The organism is Desulfosarcina sp., from assembly GCF_041551955.1.
Taxonomy (GTDB): Bacteria; Desulfobacterota; Desulfobacteria; order Desulfobacterales; family Desulfosarcinaceae; genus Desulfosarcina.
Genome location: NZ_JBFELV010000013.1, coordinates 14,896 through 28,326 on the forward strand (window position 1 = coordinate 14,896; position 13,431 = coordinate 28,326).

General features: G+C 58.1%; 12 protein-coding genes. 4 read left to right on the forward strand and 8 right to left on the reverse strand.

Annotated features, from left to right (window positions below; all coding sequences use genetic code 11):
* Positions 1 to 57: 57 nt before the first annotated feature.
* Positions 58 to 540 carry an adenosylmethionine decarboxylase gene (speD, locus tag ABYV26_RS02100; protein WP_372677708.1) on the reverse strand — a complete coding sequence of 161 codons (483 nt, stop codon included), beginning with the start codon at positions 538 to 540 and terminating at the stop codon, positions 58 to 60.
* 171 nt (positions 541 to 711) lie between these two features.
* Between speD and ABYV26_RS02105 the strand changes: the two genes are divergently transcribed.
* Entirely contained in the window at positions 712 to 930 is a 219-nt protein-coding gene (locus ABYV26_RS02105) for a PLP-dependent transferase (protein WP_372677710.1), read from the forward strand.
* Here ABYV26_RS02105 and ABYV26_RS02110 read toward each other — a convergent pair.
* On the reverse strand, positions 902 to 3,031 hold the full coding sequence (locus ABYV26_RS02110; RefSeq protein ID WP_372677712.1) for a phospho-sugar mutase: 2,130 nt from the start codon (positions 3,029 to 3,031) through the stop codon (positions 902 to 904). The genes ABYV26_RS02105 and ABYV26_RS02110 overlap by 29 nt on opposite strands.
* A 270-nt stretch (positions 3,032 to 3,301) precedes the next feature.
* On the opposite strand from ABYV26_RS02110, the gene ABYV26_RS02115 reads away from it, so the two are divergent.
* From ABYV26_RS02115 to ABYV26_RS02125, 3 genes are read left to right on the forward strand one after another with little or no spacing between them, the layout of a single operon-like run.
* Entirely contained in the window at positions 3,302 to 4,516 is a 1,215-nt protein-coding gene (locus ABYV26_RS02115; protein WP_372677714.1) for an MFS transporter, read from the forward strand.
* A gap of 1 nt (position 4,517) precedes the next feature.
* Positions 4,518 to 5,006, forward strand: a complete 489-nt coding sequence (gene tsaA / locus ABYV26_RS02120) for a tRNA (N6-threonylcarbamoyladenosine(37)-N6)-methyltransferase TrmO (RefSeq protein WP_372677716.1) — start codon at positions 4,518 to 4,520, stop codon at positions 5,004 to 5,006.
* On the forward strand, positions 5,006 to 6,205 hold the full coding sequence (locus ABYV26_RS02125; protein ID WP_372677718.1) for a putative sulfate/molybdate transporter: 1,200 nt from the start codon (positions 5,006 to 5,008) through the stop codon (positions 6,203 to 6,205). Before tsaA ends, ABYV26_RS02125 begins: the two co-directional genes overlap by 1 nt.
* A 24-nt stretch (positions 6,206 to 6,229) precedes the next feature.
* Here ABYV26_RS02125 and ABYV26_RS02130 read toward each other — a convergent pair whose 3' ends face one another.
* The 6 genes from ABYV26_RS02130 to glgP all read right to left on the reverse strand — a co-directional run.
* On the reverse strand, positions 6,230 to 6,856 hold the full coding sequence (locus ABYV26_RS02130; RefSeq protein WP_372677720.1) for a LysE family translocator: 627 nt from the start codon (positions 6,854 to 6,856) through the stop codon (positions 6,230 to 6,232).
* A gap of 44 nt (positions 6,857 to 6,900) precedes the next feature.
* Positions 6,901 to 7,950, reverse strand: coding sequence for a UDP-N-acetylmuramate dehydrogenase (gene murB / locus ABYV26_RS02135; protein WP_372677722.1), 1,050 nt, complete (start codon positions 7,948 to 7,950; stop codon positions 6,901 to 6,903).
* 54 nt (positions 7,951 to 8,004) lie between these two features.
* Positions 8,005 to 8,337 carry a hypothetical protein gene (locus tag ABYV26_RS02140; RefSeq protein ID WP_372677724.1) on the reverse strand — a complete coding sequence of 111 codons (333 nt, stop codon included), beginning with the start codon at positions 8,335 to 8,337 and terminating at the stop codon, positions 8,005 to 8,007.
* A 135-nt stretch (positions 8,338 to 8,472) separates the two neighbouring features.
* Positions 8,473 to 10,509 carry an alpha amylase C-terminal domain-containing protein gene (locus ABYV26_RS02145; RefSeq protein WP_372677726.1) on the reverse strand — a complete coding sequence of 679 codons (2,037 nt, stop codon included), beginning with the start codon at positions 10,507 to 10,509 and terminating at the stop codon, positions 8,473 to 8,475.
* Positions 10,510 to 10,580: 71 nt separating this feature from the next.
* Positions 10,581 to 12,131 (reverse strand): glycogen synthase, encoded by a 1,551-nt coding sequence (locus ABYV26_RS02150; RefSeq protein WP_372677728.1) that lies wholly within the window; start codon positions 12,129 to 12,131, stop codon positions 10,581 to 10,583.
* A gap of 444 nt (positions 12,132 to 12,575) precedes the next feature.
* Positions 12,576 to 13,431: alpha-glucan family phosphorylase (glgP, locus tag ABYV26_RS02155; protein WP_372677730.1), on the reverse strand; the 856-nt coding region annotated here is incomplete at its 5' end.

A 13,431-nucleotide genomic window follows, 5' to 3' on the forward strand; every position in this document is an offset into this window, starting at 1 on the left:
ACCCGTTGTTTATCCTCACGGTGAACCCTCCCCGCGGCAGGCCGCGGAGGGTTCGATTTAGGCTTGGCCCCGGAGCCCCCTTAAGTTCTCAGTAATAGTGATCGTTTTTGGTGAAAAGGCACGCTTTAACACGCAGATGGCCTCTTCGGGCCTGGCATTCCCGCACATAAACACGTCAAAGGCGGCGAATTCACGCTCCGGCCATGTGTGAACGCTGATGTGGGATTCGGCAAGCACGGTTACACCGGAAATGCCGCCGTTTGGCGTGAAATGATGCAGGTGGATGTGCAGCAGGGTGGCGCCGCATTTTATCACGCACTCGCGCAATGCACGCTCCATGAGCTGCAAGTCGTCGAGTTTTTTGGCTCCCCAGAAATCGATGATGAGATGGGTTCCGGCAAATTGGACCCCGTCTCTTTCAACAAAGTGGTCTGCCGGCGCACCAAATAGAGGACGGTCGTGATGTTCGGGCCAGATTTTCTTGCGGGTGGTTGGGTCTATCGGACATATCACCTCATGCGAAGTCGCCTCTCTTTTCATCCATCGGGCCCCCCTATGGTTAGACATGGCAGTTGGGAAAATGCCGCCAGAGCGACCGTGACATCAAAAAACTGGGCGGATTTAATTTAAGCCGTCAAAAAGTGCAAGTTTTTTCTTACCGTCAATCAAAAAAAATCGTGCCGCAGGGAAAGCAACCAGGAAAAAAATTCAATGCGCGTCTTGGGTCAAAATACCGGTGGTAGTTGTCATGTGGCCCAGTATCGGCATCGCAGTATTGGCCCGCAAAACGATAGCACCCCAACCATCGCCCGTTTTCTGGAGGCTCGCCCGGCCATCGAACGGGTCTTTTATCCGGGGCTGGCATCCCAGCCGGGGCATGATATCGCCCCTAACCCACGATCTATTTATCATCCAGTTCCAGATAGGTGATCATTCCGCTGCCGTAGCGGGCGGCAAAGGCCCGGTCGACCTTCTGCACAGGGTTGGCGCCCAGGAAGGCCAGCAAATCGTCCAGCTGGCCCTGGCGTGCGTTGAGGTCGGGGACGGTCTTCAACCCGGCAATCTGCTCCTCGATTTCAAAATATTTCATTTTGTCGTCCAAGGGCAGCTGCCAGAAAAGCAGGAATCCCCGCTCGGGGAAATCCACCCCCAGGATCCCGTAACAATAAGCCATGAAGGCACGCTCCAGCCGTTCCTGAATCTCCACGATCTGGGCCTGGGCCGTTTCGATGGCCGACACGTCGAATGGCCGGCCGAGCACTTCGATGTAGATCTTGAATTTAGGTTCGGTGCACGAAGGACGCACCGTGATGCGAATGCTGCGTGTTTCGGGCAGGTCCGCCAGTTTCAGGATCAGCACGTTGCGCGACGAGGTGTCGGTTCTCGACAGGTGGGGCTGAGGGTCGCCTTTCCATCGATCGATCTTTTCGGCCACCTTGAAGTCGCCCACCGCCGGAATCTCATTCTTCCTTAAATGGTTCATAATCGTTTTGATGCGGCCGATGCCCTTGGCGCCCAACAGCCGGATTTCAGGGAGATAGTTGTGGCAGTACCCGTACTTGGCGTAGATGCCGTTCAGGAAATCCACCAGCGTCCGCCCATCGGCCTTGAGTTGCGAGACCAGCTCGGCCAGCCAAACAGCGGCGCCGGCGGCATCCTTGTCGCGGGCATAGTTGCCCATGAGAAAACCGTGGCTCTCCTCGGTGCCCAGGATAAAATCCCCTTGGCGGCCATCCGCCTCCAGCCGATTCATGCGTTCGCCGATGTATTTGAATCCCACCAGCAGGTCGCCGATGCACTGGATGCCGTTTTCGGCGGCGATGGTGTCGATGAGAGACGAGGTCACCTCGGTCTTGATGATCACATTATTTTTTTTCAACCACCCTTTTTTACGATACTGGTCAATGGCGTACTCGGACAAAACGATGCCGATCTCGTTGCCGTTGAGAAATTTCCACGCCCCGCCGTGCCGCACCATGATGCCGATGCGGTCGGCATCCGGGTCGGTGCTCATGATCACATCCGCAGCGATGGCGTCAGCATTGGGCAGGGCCGCGTCGAATGACTGAATCACCTCCGGGTTGGGGATGTTGAAGGTGACATGTTCAAAGGCACCGCTAAGGTTGGCCGTGGCCGGGTCCAGGTGAATGTCGAAGCCCATGCCTTTGAGCACCGGATAGACGGAAGTCACCCCGGTGCCGTGCAAGGGACTGTAAAGAATCTTGACGCCTCTGGCGTCGCTGAGTTGAAGCGCGGCCACAGCGTCATGGTAGGCATCGTCCACCTCACGGCCAATAATCACCAGCAGTCCGTTTTGGCCCGCTGCGTCCAGATCCATGGTCTGAATGGCCAAAACATGGCCGGTCACTTCGTCCACCAGATCTTGGTCATGGGGCGGGATAAGCTGGCCGCCGTACTGGTCGTATACTTTTTTCCCATTGTCCGTGGGCAGGTTGTGGCTGGCCGAAAACATGCATCCGGAAACAGCCTTCAGGTGGCGGATGGCAAAGGAGAGTTCCGGGGTGCTGCGGGTGCTGTCGAACAGGTAGACCTTGATACCGTTGGCTACGTATACCTGGGCCGCCGCTTCGGCCAGCTGTCGGCAGTCCAAATTATCGACCGGGTTGGGCCGATTCGCAGCGTAGCGACCGGTGTCCGTAAACCGGCGCACATCATAGGCCAGCACCAGGCCCCGATGTTTGGCGGACTCGCCGTGGGCCTTGATCAGGTATTGGCTGTGGCCCTGGGCCGATGCTTGGATGGTCCAGGGGTTGATGCGGTTGGGGCCGATGCCCACCAATCCCCGCCGCCCACCGGTGCCGAAGGGAATCACCTGGTAAAAGGAGTCCAGCAAAAATTCCCATTGCCCGGACCCGATGAGATGGTCGATCTGGGGCACGTAGGCGGCAAACATCTCATCGGTCAGCCAGGCCTTCAGCCGATCCAGGGCATCGGTCTTAAAGCTTTCGGGAAGGTCGAGCGTCTCGAATCCTTTTTTTGCTTTTTTTATCAGGGTCTGGTATTTGTCCATGCCGTTATCCTCGTTGTTAAGTGGGGCAGTTCCGTAAAAAGCCCGATATCTGTGTTACGCTTCATCCCTCGTCACTGCGGCGTACCGTAAGTACGCCTCATTCCTCGGGGTTCGCAAGCCTTGATCTCGACCTTTTTACGAAACCGCCGGAAATCCGACTTGTTAGGAGTTCATCAAGTGGATAGGGGCTGAAACAAATAATTCCCCATATGAATGCAAACGTTTATCCCATTTTTTACCGGCATTGACAAGGAAAGACCGCCTTCATCCATGAACGCCAACGACCGCAAAATCTTCGGGACCCTCTTCTTCTCCATTTTTGCGGCCGTCACCGGGGTCGGCATCGTGGTGCCGCTGCTGCCGGTCTACGCCCATGACTTGGGGGCCAGCGGATTGTACATCGGACTGATCTTCGGCGCCTTCTCCCTCTCCCGGACGTTTTTCCTGCCCTACTTCGGCCGCCGGTCCGACAAAAAGGGGCGCAAGCCGTTCATCGTCGCGGGACTTTTCTCTTACGCCGTGATATCGGCGGCCTTCATTCTCTTCACCGGTGTGGAGTCTCTGATCGTCATCCGTTTTGTTCAGGGAATCACCTCGGCCATGATCATGCCCGTGGTGCAGGCTTATGTGGGGGACATCACGCCCAGAGGCAAGGAAGGGTGGGTCATGGGACTGTTCAACATGTCCCTGTTCATCGGCCTGAGCGCCGGTCCGCTGATCGGCGGTGTGATCAAGGATCGCTTCAGCCTCAACGGGGCCTTCGTCTGCATGGGCGCCTTGTCCCTTGTCGGATTCGTACTGAGCCTGGTCTTTCTCCCCCCCACCGCCGAAGAGCGGGTGGTTAAAAAGGGACTGGCGCCGCTGGCATGGTCGCAATTATTAGTTGACCGGACCATCGCCGGTCTTTTTTTTTTCCGCCTGGCTTATACGGCATGCATCGGCATCATCTGGGGTTTTCTGCCGGTGTTTGCCGACATGGAATTTTCCGTCTCGGCATCGGGCATCGGCATCCTGGTGATGCTGGGGGTCCTGGTCAGCGGCGTGGTGCAGGTACCCATGGGATGGCTGGCGGACCGATTGAATCGGAAATCCATGATCATCCTGGGCGGCCTGGTGGTCACCGGCGCTGTCTATACCTTTACGCATGCCAATGGGTTTAAGGACATGTTCTGGGCCAGCGTGGTCTTCGGCATCGGCGGAGGCATCGCCATGCCGGCGTTGATGGCGGCCGCCGTTCTGCAAGGCAGCCGCAACGAGGCCATGGGGTCGGTGATGGCGCTGCTCACCGTCGCCCACAGCCTGGGCATGCTGGTCGGTTCGTTGATGGCCGGAGTGATGATGGATTGGTTCCAACTCCGGCATGCCTTTGTTCTCGGTGCACTGGTCATGGCCGCGGGAACGGTTCTTTTCACGGCGTGCACCTGGCGCACCGATTTGAGCCGGGGAATCGTTCCCGCTACGCCACCACCCATTCCGGAGGGTTGACATGAGAATTTCGTTTACTGCGATTGGCATCATCCAAACCCCGTTTACGGACATCGCCGGCATGCCCATCCAGCCTTCCGGCGCAACCAATGTGCCCGGCCAGCTGGTTCTGGACGCCCAGTATGAAGAGGGGTTGGCTGATCTGAACGGGTTTTCCCATCTAATCCTGCTTTACCATTTCCATCTCTCCAAAGGGTACAGCCTGACGGTCAAGCCCTTTCTGGACACGGTGGAGCGTGGCCTTTTCTCCACGCGCGCCCCGCGACGCCCCAATCCCATCGGCTTGTCCATCGTGCGGCTGGACCGGATCGACGGCTGCATCCTTCACGTCCTGGATGTGGACATGCTGGACGGAACCCCGTTGCTGGACATCAAACCCTATGTCCCCACCTTTGACATGCGCAGCGATGCCCGCGCCGGATGGCTGGAACAGTCTCAGGAGCGGTCGGCCTCCCTCAAGTCGGATCAGCGCTTCAGGGAGAAAAAATAATGCCTCTGCCGCTTAGGTTCAATCGGATGGAACTTGCCGGGTCTTTGGGGGACCTGGGAACCGTTTTGCCTCTGGCCATCGGCATGATCCTGGTCAACGGACTGGATCCGTCAGGACTGTTTTTGTCGGTGGGTCTCTTCTACATCTTCACAGGACTTTACTTTGGCATCACCACACCGGTGGAGCCTATGAAGGTCATCGGGGCCTATGCCATCGCCACGGCCATGAGCCCCCATCAGATCATGGCCTCGGGGATTCTCATGGGCGCCTGCCTGCTGATCATCGGCGCCACCGGGGCCATCGCCCTCATCGGCAAATACACGCCCAAGGCGGTCATCCGGGGGGTGCAGCTGTCCACGGGGACCCTGCTCATGGCCGAAGGGATCAAGTTCATGATCGGCAAGGCCAAGCTTCAGGTGCTGCACCAGATGGCGGAACCCTACTTGGCTGCCCAGCAGATAGGCCCGATCCCCGTCGGTATCGTCATCGGAATCATCGGCGCGGTCCTCACCCTGCTGCTGCTGGACAACAAACGGACGCCGGCCGGGCTCATGATTGTGGGCATGGGAATTCTCATCGGCTTGTTGATGGGGACCCGTCAGGGGCTGGGAGACATCCGTCCGGGACTATATCTGCCACGCATCCTGCCCCTGGGCTTTCCCGAAGGCCCGGATTTCACCTTTGCCATGCTGGCGCTGGTGTTGCCCCAGATGCCCATGACCATCGGTAATGCGGTGATCGCCGAGATGGACCTGTCCATCAACTATTTCGGCACCGCCGCCCGGCGGGTGACGGGCAAAGCACTGTGCCTGAGCATGGCCTTGGGAAATTTCCTCAGCGCACTGCTCGGCGGCATGCCCCTGTGCCACGGCGCCGGCGGCCTGGCCGCCCATTATCGCTTCGGCGCCCGAACTGCCGGCTCCAACCTGATCATCGGGGCCATCTTCATCCTGCTCACCCTGCTGCTGGGCAACCGCATCCTGGACCTGTTCAACCTGATACCCATGGCCATCCTCGGCGTGCTGCTCCTGTTTGCCGGCAGCCAACTGGCCCTGACGGTCTTGGACATCAAGGAGCGCAAGGAAATGTTCGTGGTGGTGATCATCCTGGGCATCACCCTGGCGTCAAACCTGGCCACCGGCTTTATGGTCGGCATCGTCTTGGCCTATCTCCTGCGGTCACCAAAACTCACCGTATGATCTGAATTCCACCATTTCTCAGTGTCACTGTCTCACCGTGGCAAGCTTCAAGGCCAGCCCCACGAAAACGACACCGGCCATGCGGTTCATGATCACCTGGGTCTTGGGCGAACGGTTGAGCCAAGCGCCGATGGACCCGGCCAGCAGAGCGATACTGCCGAACACCAAAATGGTGGAAACGATGAACACGCCGCCCAACAGCAGCATCTGCAGGCTCAGCGACCCGCGGTTCGGGTCGGCGAATTGCGGTAGAAAGGCCAGAAAAAAGATCGACACCTTGGGGTTGGTGACATTCATGATGATTCCCCGCCGGTATAGCTTTGGGTAACTCGGCAGAGTTTCCCGGCCGGTCGATATCCGCTCCGCGGATGCACGGAAGGCATGCCATGCCAGGTAAAGCAGATAAACGGCACCGACCAGCTTGAGCACGGTGAACGCCAGGGCGGATGCCTGAAAAACCGCTGCCACGCCGAAAGCCACCGCCGTGGTGTGAACGACAAGACCCGTGCACAGGCCCAGTGTCACCAGGAGACCGGCGATTTTCCCTCGCAGGGCAGACTGCGTCAATACGAAGATGTTGTCTGGACCGGGCGCCAGCCCAAGCAGCACGGAGGCCATGAAGAAAGCGGTCAGCGTTTCCATCGGGATCATCCGATCACTCCACCCCTTCCTGGGATAAAAAGACTAAAATCATATCATAATGAGACAACCAGGACCTCTCTCTCCAGTTCGATTCCGAACCGTTCGAGGACGACCCGGCTGACCCGTTCGGAAAGTTCCAGGATCTCGCGTCCGGTGGCACCGCCCAGGTTCACCAGAACCAGGGCCTGTTGGTCATGAACAGCGGCCCTTCCCACACACTTGCCCTTCCAGCCGCAGCGCTCGATCATCCAGCCGGCGGCCAGCTTGAATTGGTCGCCACCCAGGGGGTAATGGGGCAGATCGGGAAACCGCTGGCACAAGCGGTCAAGGGTCTTGCCGTCTATCACCGGGTTTTTGAAAAAACTGCCCGCATTGCCGATGCGGGCGGGGTCAGGCAGTTTATCCTGCCGAATGGAGATGATGGCTCGGCGGATGGTCTGCAGATCGATCGATCCCAGGTCTTCCACGGCCGCTTTAACGCCCGGATAATCGAGAAAGAAGTCAGGCTTTCGATTGAGTTTGAAGACCACCGCCGTGATGATGAAGGCGCCGGCCCAGCGATCTTTGAAGTGACTGGCGCGATAGCCGAAGCCACAGGCCTCCGGCAGTAAGGTCACTTTTTTATGGCTTGCGATCGAAATGGCCTCGACGCGATCGATGACATCCTTTACCTCGGTGCCATATGCGCCGATATTCTGCACTGCACTGGCGCCGACGCTCCCCGGGATGAGAGACAGATTCTCGATGCCGCCCCAGCCGTTGGTCACGGCAAAGGCCACCAGGTCATCCCAGTTTTCACCGGCCATGGCCCGAACCCAAATGTGACGCCGGTCTTCTTCAACCACATGGATCCCCTTTAACAGCGGATGCAGCACAATCCCGTCAAAATCATCCACGAACAACAGGTTGCTGCCCGCACCGAGGACCAGGTGACGATGGCCGGCAAGTGCATTCCGACCGAGAAAATCGACGATTTCGTCGTCCGAATCGAACCGAACATACCGAGCGGCAGCAGCCTCGACCTTAAAGGTATTGTATTCATTAAGCGGAAATTCAGTTCTCATTTCCATGGGGATCAGCGGCACACAATTGAAACTGGACACCTGGATATCCGATCCATCCTGAGCGCTGTTTCCTTTCGTTTGAGCAGATGGGGACTATAAAGGGGTTTCGCCCTTTTCAATTTTCCGCCCACTACGCAATGCGGCCCCTAAGATGGCACCCTCGTAGAGTTCCTGGCAAAGGATGATCAGTCCGATAATCAGCATCCAGGATTGGTTCCAGAAAAAACCGGCAGACCAGGCCGCGGCGGTAAGGGCGATGATCAGGCAGCGGATGGCGCGCACGAACCACTGAGCGCTGGACAGGTCACCCGTCAGGCGGCAGGCAAATACAAACCGCCGGATGCACAGGCTGAAAAACAGACCGGCGATGCCGAGCAGCACCCCTGCCAACAAACGATTGATCGGCGGTTGAAACCAAACATCCAAACCAACCTCCTGTCACCGGCGGAGCGGACAGACCACCGATCTATCGGCTGCCGGTCAGGGGGAACCGTAAATCTCCGCAGAGTGAAAAACGTGCCAGGCACACCGTCCAACCCAGGCCGGATCGATAGCCTCGGGTTATGATTCTCCTCTCTTTTCAGGCAGCGGTTGCAGGACAATTCCCGTTCGGGAAGGCAGGTAAAGGGATAGCCGGGAGCCCCATGGATTGCCTTTTTCCTCCAGGGTGTGGTGAACCTGGTCAGGCGTCAGCCGGCCGTGGCCGCCAAACTCCCTGCCATCCGAATCCAGCGCCATCCGATAGGACCCGCCCGGCGCAGGAATGCCATAGCCAAAGAACGATTGAGACGAATGAAAGTTAAAGGCAAACACCCATCCGCCCCGTGAAAAAGCGATGACCTTGTCGCCGTCATGATCCCACAGCAGTTCGGGGTCTCCGCCCGAAAGCAGCTCGTATCGGTTGAACAGGGCGATCATCCGGCGGTCGAACCGGGACAGAAACTGGTATTTGAGGTTGGGGTCATCCGCCAGATGCCACTGCCGCCGAGCGTATTGATAACTCCAGTTGTTTCCAGGCCGGGGGAAATCGATCCAGTCGGGATGGCCGAATTCGTTGCCCATGAAATTCAAATAGCCGCTGCCCGCCGTGGCCAGGGTGACCAGACGGATCATCTTGTGCAGGGCCATGGCCCGGTCCACAACCAGGTCCGGATCGTCCACGGACATGTGGGCGTACATGGCGGCGTCGGCCATGCGGAACATCAGGGTCTTGTCCCCCACCAGGGCCTGGTCGTGGGATTCGGTATAGCTGATGGTTTTCTCCTCCCGCCGTCGATTGGTCAATTCGTACCAAAGCTTCCCCATGGGCCAGCCTTCATCGGGCGTATCCTTGACCAACCGGATCCAGTAATCCGGAACCCCCATGGAAAACCGGTAGTCAAATCCGACCCCCCCGTCGGCAACGGGCAGCGCCAGCCCCGGCATGCCGCTGATGTCTTCGGCCACGGTCATGGCATCGGGCCGGATACGGTGAATCACCTCGTTGGCCAGGGCCAGGTAGGCCAATGCGTCCTCATCCACCGTGTCGTTAAAATAATCGTCGTACCCGGAAAACGCCTTTTCCAGGCCGTGGTGGGTGTAAAGCATGCTGGTGATGCCGTCGAGGCGGAATCCGTCCACGTGAAAGGCGTCCAGCCAGTAGCGACAGTTGGACAACAGGAAGTGAACCACTTGGGGTTTGCCGTAATCGAAACAGCGGCTGTCCCAGGCGTGGTGGTACCCCCGCAGGCCCTGGTGGAAGTACTGGTATTCCGTGCCGTCGAACAGCCCCAGTCCCTCCACGGTATTGGACACCGCGTGGGAATGGACCAGGTCCATGATCACGGCAAGCCCTTGTTCGTGGGCCGAATCGATCAGGTCCATGAGATCCTCCGGCGGACCGAACCGGGAAGACGGGGCGAAGAAGCTGGACACGTGGTAGCCGAAGGAGCCGTAGTAGGGATGCTCCTGGACGGCCATCAGTTGAATGGTGTTGTAGCCCGCATCCACGATCCGCGGCAGGACATTCGCGGTAAATTCACGCCACGTACCGATCTTTTCCCCATCCTGGGCCATGCCGACGTGACTCTCGTAGACCAGCGGCGGCCGGTCCGGCCGCGTGAAGTCCGGAAGCCGCCACTGGTAGGGTGAATCCGGCGCCCATACCTGGGCATTGAAGATGAAAGTGCCCGGGTCCTGCACCACCCGGCGGGCATAGGCCGGAATGCGGTCTCCCTGCCCCCCGCGCCAGTGCACCCGCAGGCGAAAAAGATCTCCGTGGCGCAGCATGTCGCCCGGCAGGCGAATCTCCCACTGGCCGTCCTCGGTCAGCCGGGACAGGGCCAAATCCGAGTCTTCTTTCCAGCCGGAAAAATCCCCCACCAGATAGATCGCGGTGGCGTTGGGCGCCCATTCCCTGAAGGTCCACCCATCCGCGGTCTGATGAAGACCGAAGTACTCATGCCCCGACGCCAGATCCAGAAGGTCCATGCGGCCTTCGGTGATTTTCCGGCGCATGTCCTGTATGTGATCCAACCGCCGGAAAAGGGCCTGGCGATGGGCTTTTAGGTAGGGATCAGCATCGATCATGCGGTCTACGAGCGTGTTGATGGCAACCATTTGTTCAGCTTTTTAGGTGTTTAGACTGTAGGGTGACAGAACACTGTCGAGTTTAGATAAAAATCGAGTTTTCATCCTTCATCTGGAATTTTAGTTTTGTCATTTGGCATTTCATTAATCAAAGGTCTTTCCAGCATCTTCTCATACAGATCGATATACTGCCGCGCCGTGTTGGCATGATTGAAGGATGCAGCGCTCTGCTGCATGATGCGTTCAACCTGCACGCGTTTCTTCGTTTTGGGCAGCTTGAAAAAATCGATGGCCTGGGTCACGGCCCAGTAAAGCCCGCCGGCATCGTAGTTTTCGAACAAAAAACCGTTGCCGATGCCCTGATCCACATCGAGATGGGTGATGGTGTCGTGGATGCCGCCGGTATCGTGTGCCACCGGCAGCGCCCCGTAGATGGGGGCGATCATCTGGGGCAGGCCGCAGGGTTCGAACAGCGAGGGCATCAGCATAAAATCGGCTGCCGCGTAGGCCAGATGCTCCAGGCTCTCGTTAAAATCACAAACCGCCACGCGATTGTGGAACCCGTGGTGGTTGACAATATCACGGAAAGTCTGCTGGTATTCGCCGTTGGCCACGAAAACCACCTGCAGGTTCATGTCCCAATGGTTTGAGATGATGCCGTAAAAGGCTTCGCTCAACAGCTTGCAGCCCTTTTGGATCGGATCCAGTCGCGACGGCCAGAAAAACAACGGTGCGTTGTCGTCCTGGATCAGTCCCAACGTCTTCTGCAGGTGGCGTTTGTTCTCCCGTTTGCCGGTTGGGTGATCCGCGGCCTTGTACGTACGCTGAATTTCCTTGTCCGTTTCCGGGTTGAAGGACGGATCCGGTGCGTTGAGGATTCCCGTCGCACAATCGGCATAGAACTTGTTGGTCAACTGCTGCCGTAGCGGCCATTCCACGAAGTCGTGGCGACCCTCGACGATCTCTTGAAGGAACCGGGGGCTGACGGTGTTGACGAAGTGGGCGGCAAACACCCCGCTGGCCAGAAAATCCACCGGATTGTGTTCCCAGGATTCTTCGTAGCCGGTCGAAAAGTTCTCGTAAAAGAGATGTTGCCAGAAGTAGGCCGCATCGATGCCGCGATCCTCGATATGGGCCAGGGTGGCTTTCACCGTGTGGATGTTGTGGATGGTAAACAGGCAGGGAATGCCCATCTGCCGGGCCATGGCCGGAAGCAGCCCGGTCATCCAGTCGTTGCAGTGGATCAGGTCGGGCCGCACTCGTGGAATGATGTTGTTGATCACCTCGCGCTGGAAAGCCAGGGAAAGTTTGGTATTTTCACCGCCGTATGCCGAGTAGACCCGGTTGAGGTAGAAAAAGGCCCGGTCCTCGGCCAGGTGCACCCGGTCGTCGGGCATCACGTTGCGGATGGCCCACTGCTCTCGTTCAAGAAACGGCGCCAGCCGGTCGTGGAAAATGGACCGGTAGTCCGGCAGGGCCACATGAACGTCGGCGCCTTCGTTGAACAGCGCACTGACCAGCGCGGCCGATACATCAGCCAGGCCGCCGGCCTTGGCCGTGAGGTATCGCGAAAAATTACCCATCCGCTGGGGCAGGTAGGTCACTTCCGGGGTAACGATCAGCACCCGAGGGTTCCGTTTGGCCGACGGCATCGGTATCTCCTATAGGGTAGGCGTTCTGGGTTCGGCGTTCTGGGTTCTGGGTTCGGCGTTCTGGGTTCTGGGTTCCGAGGTTCTGGGTTCCGATTACTGGCTTTGAGCTTTCAGCATATCGGCTCATTAGCTTATCAGCTTATCAGCTTATCAGCTATCATGTTCTGGGGTCCTTATTTTTAGAGCATGATAGAAAGACTGCTGGTCGTTAACGCAACCGGAAGAAAATCCGTATACCGTAAACGGTGAACCGTTAACCGTGAACCTATGAACGCTGAACCTTGATGAACCCGTAAAAAGTCGAGATGTCCTCTTTTTTGTCATCCCCGCGAAGGCGGGGATCTATAAGTTTCAGACAGTTATGGACTCCCGCCTTCGTGGGAGTGACACCACTTGTGACTTTTTACGGAACCATCAACCTTGAACGCCGAACCTCTGAACCCGCTACGCCCACGTCAACAGCTCCGGCCGGAACCGGATCCATGCATCGGCATTGGGGGTCACCCGGACGGTAAACCCGTAGCGGCCGGAATCGGTGCACGGCAGGTTGCAACAATAAAGGTACGTGCCTTCCGAGCGTTCCTCCTTGACGGTCATCATCTTTACCCGCGGTGCATCGATACGGTCCAGGTGGCGCATCTTGCCGTAATAGAGTTCCACGTTCACCTCATCCGGGTGCAGTTCACCCGTCTGAACCAGCGTGGTCACCTCGAAGGACTGGTTGACCCGGAAGGGGCCCTGGGCGCTGCGAACCGGCGGGGACACATGTATCTGCCCCCATTTGTCCAGATAGCGCCGATGCTGATCGCTGAGCCGGTGGGCTTCCGCGCCGCCATCGGAAACCAGTTCCTCGAACCGCCGGCTGGCGGGCAGGTAGAACCGCTCTTCGTATTCCGACACCATTCGCAGGCTGCAGAACTGAGACATGGCCATCTTCATGGAAGCCTTCATCATCTTGAGCCACGCCTTGGGGGTGCCTCCGACAGTGCGTTCATAGTAGAGCGGCGCCACTTCGTTTTCGATAAGGTTGTATACGGCCTGGCTCTCCACCGCATCCTGATAGTTGTGGTCCTGGTACTCCTCACCATTGCCGATTCGCCAGCCCCGCTCGGGGCTGTAGCCCTCGCACCACCACCCGTCCAGAATGCTCACGTTGAGCACCCCGTTCAGGGCCGCTTTCATGCCCGAGGTGCCGCAGGCCTCCATGGGGCGGCGGGGGGTGTTGAGCCACACGTCAGCCCCCTGGACCAGTGACCGGGCGATGTACATGTCGTAGTCTTCGATAAACATAAATCGGTGC

What these genes read in the sequence shown, in the direction of transcription:
- tsaA (WP_372677716.1), top strand. Translation starts at nt 4,518, where the DNA reads ATGAGAATTTCGTTTACTGCGATTGGCATCATCCAAACCCCGTTTACG.
- ABYV26_RS02150 (WP_372677728.1), bottom strand. Translation starts at nt 12,131, where the DNA reads ATGCCGTCGGCCAAACGGAACCCTCGGGTGCTGATCGTTACCCCGGAA.
- ABYV26_RS02125 (WP_372677718.1), top strand. Translation starts at nt 5,006, where the DNA reads ATGCCTCTGCCGCTTAGGTTCAATCGGATGGAACTTGCCGGGTCTTTG.
- ABYV26_RS02105 (WP_372677710.1), top strand. Translation starts at nt 712, where the DNA reads ATGCGCGTCTTGGGTCAAAATACCGGTGGTAGTTGTCATGTGGCCCAG.
- ABYV26_RS02110 (WP_372677712.1), bottom strand. Translation starts at nt 3,031, where the DNA reads ATGGACAAATACCAGACCCTGATAAAAAAAGCAAAAAAAGGATTCGAG.
- ABYV26_RS02130 (WP_372677720.1), bottom strand. Translation starts at nt 6,856, where the DNA reads ATGATCCCGATGGAAACGCTGACCGCTTTCTTCATGGCCTCCGTGCTG.
- ABYV26_RS02115 (WP_372677714.1), top strand. Translation starts at nt 3,302, where the DNA reads ATGAACGCCAACGACCGCAAAATCTTCGGGACCCTCTTCTTCTCCATT.
- speD (WP_372677708.1), bottom strand. Translation starts at nt 540, where the DNA reads ATGAAAAGAGAGGCGACTTCGCATGAGGTGATATGTCCGATAGACCCA.
- ABYV26_RS02145 (WP_372677726.1), bottom strand. Translation starts at nt 10,509, where the DNA reads ATGGTTGCCATCAACACGCTCGTAGACCGCATGATCGATGCTGATCCC.